The organism is Chamaesiphon sp. VAR_48_metabat_403 (assembly GCF_031422475.1).
In the GTDB taxonomy this organism is placed as follows: Bacteria; Cyanobacteriota; Cyanobacteriia; order Cyanobacteriales; family Chamaesiphonaceae; genus Chamaesiphon.
Map to the genome: position 1 here is coordinate 1 of NZ_JANPLS010000269.1, position 16966 is coordinate 16966.

16 protein-coding genes and 2 pseudogenes are annotated in these 16966 nt (G+C 45.4%); 9 read left to right on the plus strand and 9 right to left on the minus strand.

Going from position 1 to position 16966, the window contains the following annotated elements:
* Both RMO79_RS12360 and RMO79_RS12365 read right to left on the minus strand, forming a co-directional pair.
* Window positions 1-180: pseudogene (locus RMO79_RS12360) on the minus strand (photosystem II q(b) protein); the annotation flags it as partial.
* A 239-nt stretch (window positions 181-419) separates the two neighbouring features.
* The gene (locus RMO79_RS12365) at window positions 420-761 is read right to left on the minus strand and encodes a histidine triad nucleotide-binding protein (RefSeq protein ID WP_310483466.1); all 342 of its coding nucleotides are present in this window, start codon (window positions 759-761) and stop codon (window positions 420-422) included.
* A 177-nt stretch (window positions 762-938) separates the two neighbouring features.
* Between RMO79_RS12365 and RMO79_RS12370 the strand changes: the two genes are divergently transcribed.
* Entirely contained in the window at window positions 939-2036 is a 1098-nt protein-coding gene (locus tag RMO79_RS12370; protein WP_310483467.1) for a glycosyltransferase family 4 protein, read from the plus strand.
* A 255-nt stretch (window positions 2037-2291) separates the two neighbouring features.
* Window positions 2292-2582 (plus strand): glutathione S-transferase C-terminal domain-containing protein, encoded by a 291-nt coding sequence (locus RMO79_RS12375; RefSeq protein ID WP_310483468.1) that lies wholly within the window; start codon window positions 2292-2294, stop codon window positions 2580-2582.
* Here RMO79_RS12375 and RMO79_RS12380 read toward each other — a convergent pair.
* On the minus strand, window positions 2579-2740 hold the full coding sequence (locus tag RMO79_RS12380) for a hypothetical protein (RefSeq protein ID WP_310483469.1): 162 nt from the start codon (window positions 2738-2740) through the stop codon (window positions 2579-2581). The two genes, RMO79_RS12375 and RMO79_RS12380, sit on opposite strands and share 4 nt — an antisense overlap.
* Before the next feature lie 225 nt (window positions 2741-2965).
* On the opposite strand from RMO79_RS12380, the pseudogene RMO79_RS12385 reads away from it, so the two are divergent.
* Both RMO79_RS12385 and clpB read left to right on the plus strand, forming a co-directional pair.
* A pseudogene (locus RMO79_RS12385) lies at window positions 2966-4663 on the plus strand (Clp protease N-terminal domain-containing protein); the annotation flags it as partial.
* Window positions 4664-4802: 139 nt separating this feature from the next.
* Window positions 4803-7427, plus strand: coding sequence for an ATP-dependent chaperone ClpB (clpB, locus tag RMO79_RS12390; protein ID WP_310483470.1), 2625 nt, complete (start codon window positions 4803-4805; stop codon window positions 7425-7427).
* 79 nt (window positions 7428-7506) lie between these two features.
* On the opposite strand, the gene RMO79_RS12395 is transcribed toward clpB, so the two are convergent.
* From RMO79_RS12395 to RMO79_RS12420, 6 genes are all read right to left on the minus strand, one after another.
* Window positions 7507-8286: a leucine-rich repeat domain-containing protein gene (locus RMO79_RS12395; protein WP_310483471.1), complete on the minus strand. Its 780-nt coding sequence runs from the start codon at window positions 8284-8286 to the stop codon at window positions 7507-7509.
* Between the two features lie 96 nt (window positions 8287-8382).
* Complete coding sequence (locus RMO79_RS12400) at window positions 8383-8727, minus strand: helix-turn-helix transcriptional regulator (RefSeq protein WP_310483472.1); 345 nt, start codon at window positions 8725-8727, stop codon at window positions 8383-8385.
* Window positions 8728-8732: 5 nt separating this feature from the next.
* Window positions 8733-9002, minus strand: coding sequence for a type II toxin-antitoxin system RelE/ParE family toxin (locus tag RMO79_RS12405; protein ID WP_310483473.1), 270 nt, complete (start codon window positions 9000-9002; stop codon window positions 8733-8735).
* A gap of 85 nt (window positions 9003-9087) precedes the next feature.
* Window positions 9088-10521 (minus strand): dihydrolipoyl dehydrogenase, encoded by a 1434-nt coding sequence (gene lpdA, locus RMO79_RS12410; RefSeq protein ID WP_310483474.1) that lies wholly within the window; start codon window positions 10519-10521, stop codon window positions 9088-9090.
* A gap of 340 nt (window positions 10522-10861) precedes the next feature.
* Window positions 10862-11806 (minus strand): diacylglycerol kinase family lipid kinase, encoded by a 945-nt coding sequence (locus RMO79_RS12415; protein WP_310483475.1) that lies wholly within the window; start codon window positions 11804-11806, stop codon window positions 10862-10864.
* Window positions 11807-11848: 42 nt separating this feature from the next.
* Complete coding sequence (locus RMO79_RS12420) at window positions 11849-12013, minus strand: hypothetical protein (RefSeq protein WP_310483476.1); 165 nt, start codon at window positions 12011-12013, stop codon at window positions 11849-11851.
* Window positions 12014-12201: 188 nt separating this feature from the next.
* Between RMO79_RS12420 and RMO79_RS12425 the strand changes: the two genes are divergently transcribed.
* The 5 genes from RMO79_RS12425 to psb34 all read left to right on the plus strand — a co-directional run bounded on the left by RMO79_RS12425 (window position 12202) and on the right by psb34 (window position 16705).
* Window positions 12202-13017: a M15 family metallopeptidase gene (locus tag RMO79_RS12425; RefSeq protein ID WP_310483477.1), complete on the plus strand. Its 816-nt coding sequence runs from the start codon at window positions 12202-12204 to the stop codon at window positions 13015-13017.
* Window positions 13018-13192: 175 nt separating this feature from the next.
* Window positions 13193-14107, plus strand: a complete 915-nt coding sequence (locus RMO79_RS12430) for a methylenetetrahydrofolate reductase (protein WP_310483478.1) — start codon at window positions 13193-13195, stop codon at window positions 14105-14107.
* Between the two features lie 112 nt (window positions 14108-14219).
* A complete protein-coding gene (locus RMO79_RS12435) occupies window positions 14220-15452 on the plus strand; it encodes a hypothetical protein (RefSeq protein WP_310483479.1) in 1233 nt (410 codons plus the stop codon).
* A 194-nt stretch (window positions 15453-15646) separates the two neighbouring features.
* A complete protein-coding gene (locus tag RMO79_RS12440; protein WP_396136584.1) occupies window positions 15647-16399 on the plus strand; it encodes an SIMPL domain-containing protein in 753 nt (250 codons plus the stop codon).
* 132 nt (window positions 16400-16531) lie between these two features.
* Window positions 16532-16705, plus strand: a complete 174-nt coding sequence (gene psb34, locus RMO79_RS12445) for a photosystem II assembly protein Psb34 (protein ID WP_310483481.1) — start codon at window positions 16532-16534, stop codon at window positions 16703-16705.
* Window positions 16706-16966 lie beyond the last annotated feature (261 nt).

Sequence of the window (16966 nt, forward strand, 5' to 3'; positions counted from 1 at the left end):
GATGTCCACTGGGGGAGCAGCGATGAAAGCGATGATGAAACAGATTGTTGCAGAAAGAAGTGTAGGAACCATCAGTACACCGAACCAACCGATGTAAATCCGGTTTTCAGTGGATGCGATCCAGCTACAAAATCTTTCCCATACATTTGCGCTTTCGCGGCGTTGTAAGGTAGTGGTCATTTGTTTATGATTGCTATGAATTTTCAAGGTGCGGTGTTAATTGCTTAACCCCTATGCTTTTAATATTAGAGGGTTTATTTCTATTTGTAAAGGGGCTTAACAATCTCTTAATATTTGGGAGCGATCGAAACTAGCTAGGTTTTCAGGTATTCTAGCTGGGGATCGAGGACTTAACCTATATGTGGCGGTAATCCGTTCGATCCGTTCGATGATAAATGAGAAAGTTTACATTCAATTATTTATCCCGGCGGCCAAGTCATCGATCGCTTGCCCAGTAAGTGTAAATGAAGGTGAAATACAGTCTGACCGCCATCTTCACCCGTATTGATGACTACCCGATAGCCGTTTTCTAATCCTTCCTGAGTGGCTACTCTCTTAACTGTTAACAATAAATGACCGAGTAAATCTGCATCCGCATCGGTGGCTTGGGCGATCGAGACGATCGGTTGTTTGGGGATAATTAAGATATGTACTGGTGCTTGGGGCTGCACATCGCGGAACGCCAAGGCGAGATCGTCTTCATAAACGATATCGGCGGGGATTTCTTTGCGGATGATTTTACTGAAGATAGTTTCGCTCATAGCAAGTTGGCGTTAGATTCGGATCTTATCGATTGTCATAATTTTACTCACATCTTGCATTGGAGCGCAGTTACTAGTATTTAGTGGATAGTGAATAGTGGATAGTGAATAGTGGATAGTGAATAGCGAAAAGAGGGATCGATCGAATTTCCGGTAAAATTAAGAGCATCAACCCCAGTGTTCGTTGCTTTGAATATCTCCGCCACCCCCAATCGACTAAAAATTCTCATTCTGTCAACACCTGTAGGTGCATTGGGTTCTGGCTTGGGTGGCGGTGTCGAACTGACGATCGCCAATCTCGCCCGCGAACTGCAATCGCGGGGACATATAATTGAGATCGTTGCGCCTGCGGGTTCTCAATTAGGCGATTTAGCAATTATCCAAATCCCCGGATCGCTCCAACTTACCGCTCAAACCCAGGAACTATCGGCTTCGATCGTGATGCCTAGCGATCCGGTATTGGCGAATATGTGGGCAACAGCCAGAACGATCCAACACGATTATGACATCATTTTTAATACAGCTTTCGATTGGCTGCCATTTTATCTCACGCCCTTCTTCGATCGACCGATCGCGCATTTTGTCAGTATGGGTTCGCAAATTGCCGCGATCGACTTAGCGATCGAACGCGTCGCGATCGATTATCCTGGGACGATCGGCGTTTGTACCCGCACCCAGGCGGAAACATTTAAATTCGGCGATGCCTGTTGCATCGTAGGCGGTAGTGGTGTCGATCCCAGCGTGTATGAGTACTGTGCTGCTCCTGAAGCGGCTCTAGCTTGGCTGGGACGGATTTCGCCTGAAAAAGCTCTCGAAGATGCCGTCGCCGCCGCCCAGCGCACGGGGCTGAATCTCAAAATTATGGGCAAGATTCAAGATGTTGCCTATTGGGAGCAAATTAATCGCGATTATCCCGACGCACCGATCGAATATCTGGGATTTCTCCCCACTTATGAGTTACAACAAGCCCTTCGCACCTGTCGGGGATTATTAATGACACCGCGCTGGGTGGAAGCTTTTGGGAATGTGGCAATTGAAGCTCTAGCTTGTGGCGTTCCAGTCGTCGCTTATCGGCGCGGGGGGCCTGCTGAAATTATCGCGGATGGTAAAACGGGGTTTTTGGTCGAACCAGACAGTATCGAGGGCTTAGTAGCCGCGATCGATCGACTGCCTGAAATCGATCGAGCTGATTGTCGTCACGCGGCGGAAACGATATTTTCGCAGTCGGCGTGGGGAAATGTGATGGAAAGTTGGTTTTATCGACTGGTTGGCTAAATTACTTCTTGTATTAAAGCAAAGTTACTAGTGTTTTAGTGAATAGTTTTCTTACTCGTGCAAGCTGTGAGCTAAGTTACTGTGTTTAACAAGACGCAGGGGTTAAAATCCCCACCCTAACAACCCAATTCTCAATTCTCAATTAATTTAATAGATGTTCTAAAAATATTTCAGGATCGATCGCGAGTAGTTGTTATGTTCTATAATTGAGTCGATCGGTTCGATCGATCTGATGTCAATCTAGCTTAAATCGATATGACAATTAAGCTTTATCAATTTGCTCCGGCGTTTGGGTTGCCCAATGCCAGCAGTTTTTGTCTTAAATTGGAAACCTATCTGCGGATGATGGATCTGCCCTTCGAGCCAGTTTATAAGACCGAGATGGGCAATCCAACTACGCTCGATGCCTCTGCTTATGGCATTTTAGCAAATATTTTGGGGTCGCCATTCGATTCCCCCCTCAAAGAACGAGCGCGACAATTAAATAATATCGTCGCATATTGCGATCGAATGCGCGATCGTTATTACCCGATCTCCGCCAGCTAATAATCGCTATCAGCGACACATAGCCCTTTACATTTAATGCCGTTGCTTGCCGTCCGCAAGCAATGTTGACATAAAATTTGACTGGCTAAATCTCGATCGATCCGCTCTGGAGTGATTGCTGGGGCTGGATCTGGTTGCGGTTGGCTGTTGGAGTTCATGGTTTAGCAGGGAAGTTGCGAATCGACCTATGTCTATATTGTTACCAAGAATTATGGAAAATAAGTAGCTCGATCGCACAAATTATTTTCGGAAATACCCAGTCAGGTTATCGTAAATACCGATCCCAGTCAGACGATCGAACTGACTACAATGAGAGAGTAGCGATCGTGAAGAAAAATCTCGATCGACGTTACTTATCTAAAAATTTTATTCCCGGTAGCATTATGCAACCTAACAATCCCGATTTATTTACCGACAAAGCTTGGCAGGCAATTGTTATCACTATGGATGTGACTAAGGCTTGTCAGCATCAGGTAATGGAATCAGAGCATCTGCTCAAAGCACTGCTAGAGCAGGATGGATTGGCAACTAGTATTCTTTCCAATGCAGGTGTAAATCTCAGTCAATTTCGCCAAGAGCTGGAAAGCTTTATCCAGAAGCAACCTAAGATATCGGGGAAGATTGGCTCGGTTTATTTGGGGCGGAGTGTCGATACCTTACTCGATCGAGCTGAGAAATATCGCAAAGAATATAAAGATGACTACATTTCGATCGAACACTTACTATTAGCATATCCTCAAGACGATCGCTTTGGCAAACAGTTATTCAAAACTGTCAGCTTAGAAGAAAGGAAATTAAAATCGATAGTTTTTCAAGTTCGTGGCAGTCAAAAAGTTAACGATCTAAATCCTGAAGATCGATCCGAATCGCTGTCTCAATATGGACGGAATCTTACCGAACTTGCCCGTCTAGGCATACTAGATTTAGTTTTCGGACGCGATAATGAAATTCGCCGCACGATTCAAATATTATCCCGACTGACTAAAAACAATCTCCTGTTAATCGGCGAACATGGTGTCGGCAAGTCTGCAATCATAGCAGGTTTAGCACAACGAATTGTCACAGGTGAAGTACCTCAATCTCTGAAAAATTCTCAATTAATTTCTCTCGATATAGGTGCCTTAATTACGAATATACAATATCTCAATGAATTTGAAGAAAGACTCAAATCTGTCCTCCAATCAGCGATCGGATCTCACGGGCAAACTATCTTCATTATTGACGAAATTCATACCGTCGTTGGGGCAGGTGCCACCCAAGTCTCAATAGAGGTGGGAAGGTTGCTTAGAAACACGATAATTCGTGAAGATCTACATTGCATTGGCACCACAACCCGCAATGAATATCACCAGTATATTGAAGCAGATCCAGCTCTAAAACATTGCTTTCAACAAGTGGTTGTCGAACCACCTAGCGTCGAAGATACGATCTCGATTTTGCGCGGTTTAAAAGAGCGATATGAATTGCATCATGGGGTCAAAATTTCTGACAATGCGCTAGTCGCAGCAGCAACATTATCGACGCGTTATCTCAGTAACAGATTTTTACCAGACAAAGCGATCGATCTAATCGATGAAGCAGCCGCAAAATTTGCGATGGAAATCACCTCTAAACCGGAAGATATCGATGAGATAGATTGTAAAATATTGCAATTAGAAATGGAACGGTTATCAGTTAATAAAGACACCTCTACATCTGCCCGCGAATGCCTCCAAAAGATCGAACGAGAACTCAGAGATCTCAAGGAAAAACAATGCACCGTCACCGCCCAATGGCAGTCAGAAAAAGATACGATCGCGGGTATTCAAACCATTAAAGCAGAAATTAATGCAATGAATATTAGACTCCAGCAAGCCGAACGCGACTTCGATCTCAATCTAGCTGCCGAACTCAAGTATGGCAACCTCATGGAGCTGCACCGCACACTCGAAACTGCGGAAACAAAACTCGCTCGATCTCAAACCACTGGGAAATCCCTGCTCCGCGAAGAAGTCACCGCAGCCGACATCATCGAAATCATCGCCCAATGGACGGGAATTCCCCTGGCGCAATTAGTCGCAACCGAGCGGGAAAATCTGCTCTAGTCGATGATGGGAGATCGATCGTCGTAAATACCGATCCCAGTCGGACGATCGAACTGACTACAATGAGAAAGTAGCCAGCGTGAAGAGAAATCCTTATCGACGTTACTTATATAAAAATTTTATTCCCCGTAGCATTATGCAACCTAACAATCCCGATTTATTTACCGACAAAGCTTGGCAGGCAATTACCAGCACTATGGATGTGGCGAAGGCTTGTCAGCAGCAGCAAATGGAGTCAGAGCATTTGCTCAAAGCACTGCTAGAGCAAGATGGCTTGGCAACTAGTATCCTCTCCAAGGCGGGTGTAAATCTCAGTCAATTTCGTCAAGAGCTGGAAAACTTTATCCAGAAGCAACCTAAGATATCGGGAACGATTGGCTCGGTTTATTTGGGGCGGAGTGTCGATACCTTACTCGATCGAGCGGAGAAGTATCGCAAAGAATATAAAGATGACTACATTTCGATCGAGCATATATTATCAGCATATCCGCAAGACGATCGCTTTGGCAAGCAGTTATTTATCGATTTTAAATTAGAAGAAAGCAAACTAAAGACAATAATTTCTCAAGTTCGGGGCAGTCAAAAAGTGAATGACAAAAATCCTGAAGGTAAATATGAATCTCTGTCTAAATATGGACGAGATCTGACTGACTTTGCACGTCGTGGTAAACTCGACCCGGTGATTGGACGCGATGACGAAATTCGGCGGACGATCCAAATCTTATCCCGTCGAACTAAAAATAATCCTGTCTTAATCGGCGAACCTGGTGTCGGTAAAACTGCGATTGTCGAGGGTTTAGCACAACGAATTATTAACGGCGACGTACCGCAATCACTCAAAGATCGGACGTTAATTTCCCTCGACATGGGTGCCCTCATTGCCGGAGCAAAATATCGCGGCGAATTTGAAGAAAGACTCAAAGCCGTCCTCAAAGAAGTCACCGAATCGCAAGGACAAATTATCTTATTTATCGATGAAATTCATACCGTTGTCGGTGCGGGTGCTACCCAAGGCGCAATGGACGCAGGTAACTTGCTTAAACCCATGATGGCACGGGGTGAGCTGCGCTGTATCGGTGCGACTACCCTCGATGAATATCGGAAGTATATTGAAAAAGATGCGGCTTTAGAACGGCGGTTTCAACAAGTATATGTCGATCAACCGAGTGTCGAAGATACGATCTCAATTTTACGCGGCTTAAAAGAACGCTATGAAGTGCATCATGGTGTCAAAATTTCGGATAATGCGCTAGTAGCTGCGGCAACATTATCGACACGTTATATTAGCGATCGGTTTTTACCAGATAAAGCGATCGATCTGATGGATGAAGCAGCCGCTCGTCTTAAAATGGAGATTACCTCTAAACCGGAAGAACTCGATGAGATCGATCGCAAAATTCTTCAACTTGAAATGGAGCGATTATCAGTTAATAAAGACACATCGACATCTGCCCGCGAACGTCTTCAAAAAATCGAAAAAGAACTCGGAGATCTTAAAGAAGAGCAGCACACATTTACCGCCCAATGGCAGTCAGAAAAAGATGTGATAACTGACATCCAAACCATCAAAGAAGAAATTGATTCCGTCAATATCGAGCTACAACAAGCCGAACGAATTTACGATCAAGCATTGGCTTCAGCACTCAAGTATGGCAAACTCATCGAACTACACCGCAAACTTGAAGCCGCCGAAGTCAACCTCGCTCAATTTCAAACCACCGGGAAATCCCTACTTCGCGAAGAAGTCACCGAAGCCGACATCGCCGAAATTATCTCCAAATGGACGGGAATTCCCCTGACAAAATTAGTCGAAACCGAACGAGAAAAACTCCTCCACCTCGAAGACGAACTGCACCGCCGCGTCATCGGGCAAGAAGAAGCCGTCACCGCCGTCGCTGAAGCCATCCAGCGGTCGCGCGCGGGACTCTCCGACCCCAACCGACCCATCGCCAGCTTCATCTTCCTCGGCCCCACAGGAGTGGGTAAAACCGAATTGGCGAAAACCCTCGCCAACTACCTTTTCGATGCAGATGAGGCTCTAATTCGCATCGATATGTCCGAATATATGGAGAAACATGCCGTCTCCCGGTTGATTGGCGCGCCTCCCGGCTACGTTGGCTATGAAGAAGGCGGACAACTCACCGAAAGCATCCGCCGTCGTCCCTATGCGGTAATTCTATTCGATGAAATCGAAAAAGCGCATCCCGATGTGTTTAACGTTTTACTACAAGTCCTCGACGACGGACGAGTCACCGATTCACAAGGTCGGACGGTAGATTTCAAGAATACCGTAATTATTATGACCAGTAATATTGGTTCTCAATATATTCTCGATCTTGCTGGCGATGACTCTAAATACGATGAGATGAAAGCTCGCGTTTTAGAAGCTCTCGGTCATAATTTTCGCCCTGAATTCCTCAACCGGATCGACGATACCATTATCTTCCACAGCCTCCAAAAATCGCAACTGCGGAGCATCGTTAAAATCCAAGTTGCCCGCTTAGAAAAACGATTAGCCGATCGTAAATTATCGCTTAAATTAGCCGAATCTGCGCTCGATTTTATCGCCAACGTCGGTTATGACCCAGTATATGGGGCGCGACCGCTCAAACGGACGATCCAAAAAGAGTTGGAAACAATTATTGCTAAAGGTATTTTACGCGGTGACTTTAAAGAGGGCGATACGATTTTTGTCGAAGTCCAAAACGATCATCTGGCTTTCAGTCGCTTACCTGCAACAATCGTGATGCAAGAAAGTTAATCGATTGAATTAGCTTGTCGTGGGGTTTAGATCCCCGACTTCTTTGAGAAGTCGGGGATCTTCTGCGCTAATTACTGATTCATGTTTGCACGGCAAATTTGTCAGGATGAATGCCATGATTTACCCAGGTAATTGCGGCTTCGGCACTAGTCATTTCTGGCGGTACGCGCAGGATATGAATATGTCCCGTCGATGGACAAGTCATCTTGAGTAAGATTATTGGTGCTGCAATCTCTCGAACGTAAACTCGATCGATATCATCAATTTCAAGCAATGTATATTCTCTCCAACTATCTAGCTCCATAGCATTTAATTCCTCGCAAATTCTTTCGTACCCAATCTGCTGAATTAATATGTTTTTAATTGTGACATTTTCTTCCTCCAATATCCACTCAGATTTCCATTCACTCAACTTTGTCCAGTATTGACGAGGAAGCCAAGTACCAAAAAATAGAACATCCACTAGTTTTGGTAAATCTTGCAAAATCGACAAATCGCTTAAAGGATTTTTGTCTAGCTGTAATTCAGTCAAGTTAGAGAAATTAACAATACTTGTAGGGAGATCGGTGAGTTGGCTGTTAATTACATTTAAACTTTTTAAATTAGCAAGATTAAAGATACTTTCTGGTAGATAGCTAAATTGATTGTCCCCTAGATCTAAAATACTTAAATTAGTGAGATTGCTAATGCTTTCTGGTAGGCTGGCAAGTTGATTTTTCCGTAGATATAGAATGTTGAGGTTAGATAGAGATCCAATACTTTCTGGCAAACTGGTAAGTTCATTATCTACCAACCTTAGTTTTTTATATCCATAGATTCCCGCCTTCTCAAGTATTTTTGCTAACTCTACTTCGGTCACGATCGATCCTCCCATATCCCATCAATCTTAAAATACCCAAAAACTGGAGGTATTCAAAGTGCGATCGGGTAAATACGTGCTCTGTGACATCAGAGATTAAGTAGACGCTGTAACTGCGATCGAAAGTATTTCATTATTATCGACACTTGGAGATTTGGGAATCAAATGAATCTCCACATCATAACCAGCCTCTTTTGCCAAGTTTGCCAAAGTATCTAATCGCGGCATCTGCGCTCCTGTCTCGATTCTGGCTAACTGCGGTTGCTTGATACCAGTGCGATTTGCTAGTTCTTGTTGCGTTAATTTAGCTGCCTTTCGCATATCGATAATTAGCTGGGCAATCTGAAACTCTTCTCTTAGTGCTTCATATTCTTGTCTAACTGCGGGATCGCTCAGACTTTTGGCGGTTACTTCGGCAAGTGGAATTGTTTTGGCAGGCATATATTTTAATCCTCTTGTTCTAAATCTGTAGATTCAATATTGCGCTCTAGAAAGACCACTCGAAAAGCATTGCGATTTACATCGGCTCTGATTTCATACAGCTTATCTCCCAGAGGCTTGATATAAGGCATTCCTAGTTCGATACCATTAGTTTCTAACAGTTGAAAGATCCAAATTAGCTTTGCTGTGGTTTTTTCATCTAAAGATTCATACCAATCCAGAACAGGGGAATCGCCATCGGCATCTGCATAAAACTCAACAGACCAATCGGACATAATGAAATCGAGTGCTTATAATGTATATGTTATAAACACTCGATCTATTTGTCAATAAATATGTTTTCGGTTCCTTATCGCCTAATTAATGAACCCCCGCAGCACGTTTGTAGGCTTCATCCAATACCTCAGACAAAGTAGGATGAGCGTGAACGTATGTTGCTAGATTCTGCACCGAATTGCGCTGTGCGATCGCATTAGAAGCCTCATGAATCAGATCCGCTGCGTGCAGACCGATAATATGAGTCCCCAATACCTCGCCAGTATCCTTGCGATAGATCACTTTTGCCATCCCATCGGCTTCACCTTCGGCGATCGCTTTTGAGTTACCTTTAAAATAACTCCGCACCGCTGTTACTTCAAAACCACCAGCCGTTCCTGCTTCCTTCGCTTGGGTTTCCGTCATCCCCACGAAACTAATTTCGGGATGAGTAAACGCCGCTGCTGGAATGCTCTGATAATCGACTTCTTTCGATCGACCGCAGATATTTTCAACAGCGACAATTCCCTGTGCGGATGCAGCATGAGCCAACATCATCTTACCCGTTGCATCGCCGATCGCCCAGAGGTGCGGCACGGGTTCGCCATCGATTAAGACCTCTAGCTTATCATTCACCGGAATGAAGCCTCGGCGGTCGAGGGCGACCCCAACAGCTTCGAGATTGAGGTTTTTGGTATCGGGAATCCGACCCGTCGCTACGAGGCAAGCATCGACCTCTAAGATCTCGACGACTTCTTTAGTTTTCGCATCGGCGAGTTCGATGACGACTGGCGAACCAGGAATTACCCGTTTGGCAAGTAGGCTCGATCGAGCTTCAATATCGCGCGGATCGATTAAAATCCGTTTGGCAAGTTTCGCAATATCAGTGTCGAATCCCGGCATTAACTGGTCGAAGAATTCGATCATCGTTACTTCCGAACCCAAGGCGGTATATACATCAGAGAATTCTAACCCAATGTAACCGCTACCAATAATTGCAATCCATTGGGGGATTGTCTCTAATTTAATCGCATCGTCGCTGGTAAATACCGTCTTGCCATCGACTTCAATACCTGGGGGGACAAACGGAATCGAACCCGAAGAAATCATCACATCTTTGGCGGTAATAAATTTCTCGCCTTCAGGGGTAGTTACGCTTACTTTTTGCGCTGCAACCACCTTACCCCAACCACGAATCACTTCGACATTCAATCGGGTTAAGCTATTCGTCAAATCCCCACGCAGCTTGGTAACCAGATTGCTAGCATGAGCGGCAATTCCCGCACGATCGAAACTAACATTATCTACCTGAATCCCCATCGCTTTGAGATGATGAGCATTCCGCATTTCGCGGACTCTACCTGAAGCAGCTAGGAGTGCTTTAGAGGGGATACAACCGCGATTGACGCAGGTACCACCCATATCTCCCGCTTCGATAATTGCTGTCTTCAAGCCGCAACTAACCGCATGGAGCGCGGCACCATGTCCGCCGACACCCGCACCGATAATTACCAAATCATAGTCAAATTCTTGACTCACGTTGCTAGATCCTCTTTGTTGCTGACTCTTTATTTTGACTCCGACAGATCGCGCTTGTAAAGGTTTGGTTTGCTAAACACCCCAAGTGACTTCTCGATCTTCTGGCATTGCTACCCCAAATCGATCGACTACCATCCAATCCGGTTCGGTTAGACCAAAATTACCATGTTCAATTGACGAAAAACTGCGGTATCTAGGCTGTTAATAAAGGTCATGAGCCGATCCTAACCTTATTAAGCTAAAACGCACTCAATCTGCCAAGCAGATTTCATTACAGTATGCTGTTTGCGCCCAATTGTATGTAACTTAAATGCGTATTAGCTTACCACTCCCCCATCCCCTACCCCCTCGCTGTTTGCCACAAAGATCTGTCGGCATTTGGCGGTACCATAATCCACAGACTATCAGGCACCACCCGAAAATTCATCGGTGTTTTACCCAGATAATCTCCATCGACTTGTACCGGAAGCACCTTCCCCCGTTTGCCGCGAATTTCGATCTGTCGCGCCTGGAAATATTGCACCAGCGGATCGCGATTGTAATGACGGGCAAAAATAGAAATCAACCGTCGGGGAGCCGACAACATGCCTTGTCCTTTAATTACGCACACATCTAATAATCCATCATCGATCGTCGCATTGGCAGTAAATTTAACTACACCGCCATAAAGTTGACTGTTACCGATAATTACCATTAAAATTTTACCCCGCACCCGCTTGCCATCGATCCGTAATTTTGGACTCACGCCGCGAAAATTCCAGGCGAGCTGAATCGCTTGTTTGACATAGGCGATCGCACCTAAGCGTTTTTTCTCTACACTAGATATACTCGCCGTTACCGCCGCATCAAAGCCAATGCCAGCCATCAACAGAAAATACCGATTGCCAGCAATGCCAACGTCAATCTGAGTCAATTCCGACTTACTCATACTTTCAGCAGCCTTGAGCATATCCATCGACAAGCCCATTTCTCGCGCCCAAATATTTACCGTACCTAATGGCAATGTGCCCAGAGCCGTAGCGGTACCGATTAAGCCATTCACGACTTCATTAACCGTGCCATCACCGCCAGCGGCGATTACAGCGTGATAACCCGCTCGTGCGGCTTGTTGAGCCTTAGTAGTGGCATCGCCAGGAGCGGTAGTGGCAGCAATTTGGACTTGCCACCCCCGATCGCGCCACAAATTTGCGACTCGATCGAGTGTAGACTTGAGATCGGACGACTGTCCTGCGGCTGGGTTGTAGATAATTAGGACTTGAAAGTTTGATGGTAGGCTGGCAAACATAGGAAGTTTTGTTAAACCGTTTCAGGCGTGCAATTCGACACGTTAACTGCTCTGCACGCAAATGACACCGCACAAACCTAGAGAAAGTGTCGTTAATGTTAAGGGATAGCCAGTTACCTTGAGATTAGCTATCTCGAAGATCGGATCGGGAACGAATGGCTGGTAACATTTTAGAGCGGTATGCTCCAATTGAACTATTATCAGCATAATGGCACCAATGTTTGCATTTTGACGTGACTAATACCATTGTGCTGTGGTTCTACATCGGTGGCGAGAATTGCTAATTCTGCTAATCGATCTAGTTCGATCGATCGGCTGCCGTGGATTAATATTTTTTTTATCGCTAATCGTCAACTTATGTCAGAATGCAAGGTAGTCGCAATTAAAAGCAGCAGTTGAGTAACTCAGATCGGTCTAGATCGGCAAATAAATCGGCTCCTTTGAACAAAGCCGAGGATATTCCAGCAGCCTTGCGGGATGGTCGTAAAACTCAATCTAATCGCCTTACCAGCACAACTGTCAGTGCAATGCCGTTAGGTAGCATTGCCATCGGGATTGGGCTATTTTTGGCAGGGATGGCAGCATTTCTCGTAGTAACTACATCGCGCGATCGATCGATCCCGACACCAATTGCTAGTCCTAATATCGATCCTAACACCACTCCAGCCACCACTGCCGATCGACCGCAAGAAAATACCGATAATGTCTTAAATCATCTCCCTTACACTGAAGCGGACGATGCCGAATTAGTTTCTATTGGTGGCGGCTATCGCTTGCGAAAAACTGCGGCGGCTAAATTTCAAGCGATGGTAGCAGCAGCGAGATCGAGTGGGGTAAATATTACAACTATTTCCGCATTTCGATCGGTTGAAGATCAAAAACGCCTGTTTTTTGGCGTGGGAGCCTCACGCGGTCAACAACCGACTAAACGGGCTGAAGTTAGCGCGCCGCCTAAGTATAGCGAACATCATACTGGCTACGCGATCGATGTCGGCGATGCCTCTGTGCCTGCGACTAATCTCAATCAAAATTTTGAAACCACACCTGCTTATAAGTGGCTCAAAGCGAACGCCGCCACTTATAGTTTCGAGTTATCTTTCCCCAAAGATAACATTCAAAAAGTTAGCTACGAACCCTGGCACTGGCGATTTGTCGGCGACATTAACAGTCTAGAAACTTTTTATAAAGCACGTAATTTACAAGGGAAATAATTTAGTGGTTTGGAGCGGGGAGCGGGGAGCGGGGAGATGGGAGTTCGGAGTTCGGAGATAGGAGATAGGAGTTTCCTCTTAATCCAAAATCTCCCAGTTCCCTCGTCCCCTCGTCCCCCCGTCCCCACACTCCCCTCTTCCGATATGATAGAAACTGTAGTCTCCAAGTGCGATCGTGAACGATTTTCGACAAGCTGCTACTGCTGGTAAGTTCCTAATTACGGCGGAAGTTGCCCCTCCCAAAGGTGGAGACATAGCTCACATGGTGCAGATGGCAAACTGTCTTAAAGGTCGCGTTCATGCGGTGAATATTACCGATGGCAGTCGCGCGGTGATGCGGATGTCGCCATTTGCCGCATCGCTGATTTTGTTGCAGCACGGGATCGAACCAGTGTGTCAATTTGCTTGTCGCGATCGCAATCGGATCGGACTTCAGGGCGATTTACTCGGCGCGCACGCTTTAGGCATCCACAATATTTTAGCTCTGACTGGCGACCCAATTAATGCAGGCGATTATCCCAAAGCCAAAGCCGTATTCGACCTAGAAGCCGTCAGATTATTAAAAATCATCGGCAACCTCAATCGCGGTCTCGATGGTAACGACAAGCCCCTTCCAGATGGGGCTGTAAACTTATTTGTAGGTGCGGCGGTAGACCCTCAATCTAAAAGTCGATCGGGTTTGCAAAGACGCTTCGAGCAAAAAGTTGCCGCAGGTGCTCAATTTTTTCAGAGTCAGCTCATTTCTGACTTCGATATTTTTGATAAATTCATGCACCAGATCGCCAGCAGTTATCACAAGCCAGTGCTAGCTGGAATTTTTCTACTCAAGTCAGCTAAAAATGCCGAATTTATCAACCGGAACGTACCGGGAGTCGAGATTCCCCAACATATTATCGATCGGTTGGCGCGATCGTCGGTACCTTTACAAGAAGGGATAAAAATTGCCGCCGAGCAAGTGCAGTTAGCTAGTAAATTGTGCCAGGGCGTGCATCTGATGGCAGTTAAACGTGAAGATTTAATTCCCCAAATTCTCGACTTAGCGGGTATTCCCGCGCTAGCTCTCGATTCTCAGCTTGCGAGTAAATTTTAGAAATTTTTAAGGGAATGAGATCTAGGGTGATTCTTGGGGAACAGTAGAGTAGGGATTGTCGGGATACTGTCATACCTGAAATGCTCACCAGCCATCGCTTACCGAACATCACATGAGTTTTAATTTTGCATACCTATCTGGAGGTAGACTATACCTGAAATTGGGTCAAGCCAATGTCCAGACTATTATTAGTGAGTTTGGGCAAGCGGTACAACAACGAGAATCCCAACAGCAGCGGCGCAATGGCTGGAAGCAAAAGAGCGTGGCGAATTTTCTGCCAGCCGGAATGGGGCAAGATCGACAGCCAGATCTCTCCAATGTTGCCGTTCAAGGGGTTTGTCCGACTAGTGCCGATCGGCTATTATATACACTCGAAGCGGGAGAAGTCGGCGGAATTTTTACGCTCGAACGGTTTGTGACTGCTACGAATATTGGTGGAGCGGCTGCACCAGCACCACGCCAGCAAACCAGAGAAAAAAGATTATTTCACAGTGCCGATTTTAAGATCGATCGAGTCGATTTTCATCCCGAATACCAATTAATTGCTTGTGCGGCAATTGGCAAAGATGGCGCGGCAAATATCGCTACCATGCCTGTAAACGCCGTACATCTGGCTCAGGTAACCGAAGGCGACTCGCTCGATTTAGCACCCAAATGGATTCCCGGTTTTCGCCGAGCTGTCGTGTTTCAGTCGGCTGGCATCGGGCGCGATGGAGCGGGTTATATCGTCGAGCAAAAGCATTCGACGATCGAACAATTAGATATCGACAGACAAGAAGTAATTACCCTCGCTAGCGACCCCAAATACGACCTCCTCAGCCCGCAAATGACTGCGGATGGCACTTTATACTATATTCGCCGCCCATACAGCTCCCTGCGCCAACGAGCGCGGTTTTCGCAAATTCTCAAAGATGCACTCTCAATTCCCGCACGGCTATGCACCGCCGTGTTTGAATGGCTAAATTTCTTCACCCGTCGTCATACTGGTAAATCGCTATTATCTTTACCCCAAATCCCACAGCAGCTTAATTCCCAGCAGATGTTATTTTTAGGGCGATTGGTAGATGTCGGTAGTGAAATGGAGCGCAATCGCCGATTTGGCGATGCCGATTCGCCATCCCTAGTCCCCCGCTCATGGGAATTAATCGAGCAATTCCCCCATCGGGAACCCAAAGTCATCGGTAGTGGCGTGTTAGCTTTTGATATCGGTGCGGACGGTCAAATCGTCTATAGCAATGGTAGCGCAGTCTATGGCATTATCCCCGGCGGTGTCGCTCAACGCCTAATTGTCGATCGACCCATCGAGCAAGTCGTTTTGCTAGATTTGGATAATCATCTGAATTAGGTTTTAGGTTTTAGGTTTTAGGCTTTAGGCTTTAGAAGTGCGTTCCTTCGTTTTTCCTCCCACACTCCCCACACTCCCATCCCCTTCTTCTCGACAACTTTCAGGAATTGCCGATCGCGCTGTGGTAGTAGGCATTGAGGCTGGTGACACTTGTCATCGTGCCGAAAAAACTTATTGTGTGTGAGGCACAAGCAATGGAAAGCACTGGATTTCGAGATCGATTTCCCCAATTATTTGCCGGATTAACTTTGTTATCTGCCGCGCTCATCGTTAGCTCATCCCTCTGGGCGGCAGCCATTCGAGATATCAAGCGGGTGGATGATGCTTTAATAATTATTGGTTCGGCAAAAAAACCAATTAAAGCTGATTATATAGTCTGGAAGATCGCGCTTTCTAGTCAACAGCCGACTAGTCAAGCAGCTTACCAAGAACTAAAAGCCCGAATTAGTCGAGTTCAAAGTTATCTTAAAGAGGCAAAAGTACCTGAGTCTGAAATTTTGCTAGAATCGCTGGAAACAGTCGCGGTTCCCGAAATAAATACAATTACCGGACGAGAAACAGGTAAAACACTCGCTTACAAATTAAGCCAAAAAATAGAAGTTCGATCGAACCAAGTCGAGCGATATGCTAAACTATCTCAGCAAATTACCGAACTAATTAATGAAGGCATTCCCCTCAATTCCGAGCCGCCAGCGTATCTGTACAACGATTTAAGCAAACTGCGAATCGAGATGATAGCTGAAGCTACCAAAGATGCCAAAGCTAGAGCCGAATCAATTGCTAAAACTACTGGTAATCGAGTTAGTGGTGTCCGTAGTGCCGAAACTAGCGTGTTTCAAATTACCGCCCGCAACTCCACTGACGTAAGTAATGGTGGTAGTTACGATACTAGTTCGATCGATAAAGATATTACCGCAGTGGTATCGGTCAAATTTGGCATCGAGTAAACAAATGTAGAGCCGCAATTGGCTTTACACAAATTTTTATTACGTTCTGGGAGCGATCGGGGATCGCTCTCGACGCTTAGTAATATGATGAAAAAAGTTTAATAACTTTTTTCAAATAAATAAGTAAATTTTATGCCCTATATTAACAATGACGGGGATACTAGAGTCAATAATTTTCCGACCGAGCCAAAAATGTACGTAGCAGAATCTAATAGCACTAATTTAACTCGCGATTATCTCGCGATCGGAATTACTGGCGTAGTACTAGTTGGTGGCTTGATGCTGGTGGCAATGTCGGTATCTTAAATAATTACGATCTCAATTTTAATAGTTGAATAAATTATCTAAAACATAGAGTGGATTTAGTCCCTGTCCTCTATGTTTAATTTTTTGTCTATTTAAAATCCGACCTTTTACCGATTGACTCTGGCTATATTAACTCCGAATTTTACCGATATAACAGTCATTCAACCAGACACTAACAGCTTCGCCGACGATCGTTTTACTACTTTCGACTGGAGGCGAGATCGGGTTATTTTTGAGGGGAAATCCACCAGTACGGGTGTA

Bases quoted from the DNA above. Each gene is read 5' to 3' on its own strand.
- RMO79_RS12365 (WP_310483466.1), bottom strand. From the start codon at position 761: ATGAGCGAAACTATCTTCAGTAAAATCATCCGCAAAGAAATCCCCGCC.
- RMO79_RS12375 (WP_310483468.1), top strand. From the start codon at position 2,292: ATGACAATTAAGCTTTATCAATTTGCTCCGGCGTTTGGGTTGCCCAAT.
- RMO79_RS12380 (WP_310483469.1), bottom strand. From the start codon at position 2,740: ATGAACTCCAACAGCCAACCGCAACCAGATCCAGCCCCAGCAATCACT.
- clpB (WP_310483470.1), top strand. From the start codon at position 4,803: ATGCAACCTAACAATCCCGATTTATTTACCGACAAAGCTTGGCAGGCA.
- RMO79_RS12400 (WP_310483472.1), bottom strand. From the start codon at position 8,727: ATGCCTGCCAAAACAATTCCACTTGCCGAAGTAACCGCCAAAAGTCTG.
- RMO79_RS12405 (WP_310483473.1), bottom strand. From the start codon at position 9,002: ATGTCCGATTGGTCTGTTGAGTTTTATGCAGATGCCGATGGCGATTCC.
- RMO79_RS12415 (WP_310483475.1), bottom strand. From the start codon at position 11,806: ATGTTTGCCAGCCTACCATCAAACTTTCAAGTCCTAATTATCTACAAC.
- RMO79_RS12420 (WP_310483476.1), bottom strand. From the start codon at position 12,013: ATGCTGATAATAGTTCAATTGGAGCATACCGCTCTAAAATGTTACCAG.
- RMO79_RS12435 (WP_310483479.1), top strand. From the start codon at position 14,220: ATGAGTTTTAATTTTGCATACCTATCTGGAGGTAGACTATACCTGAAA.
- RMO79_RS12440 (WP_396136584.1), top strand. From the start codon at position 15,647: ATGGAAAGCACTGGATTTCGAGATCGATTTCCCCAATTATTTGCCGGA.
- psb34 (WP_310483481.1), top strand. From the start codon at position 16,532: ATGCCCTATATTAACAATGACGGGGATACTAGAGTCAATAATTTTCCG.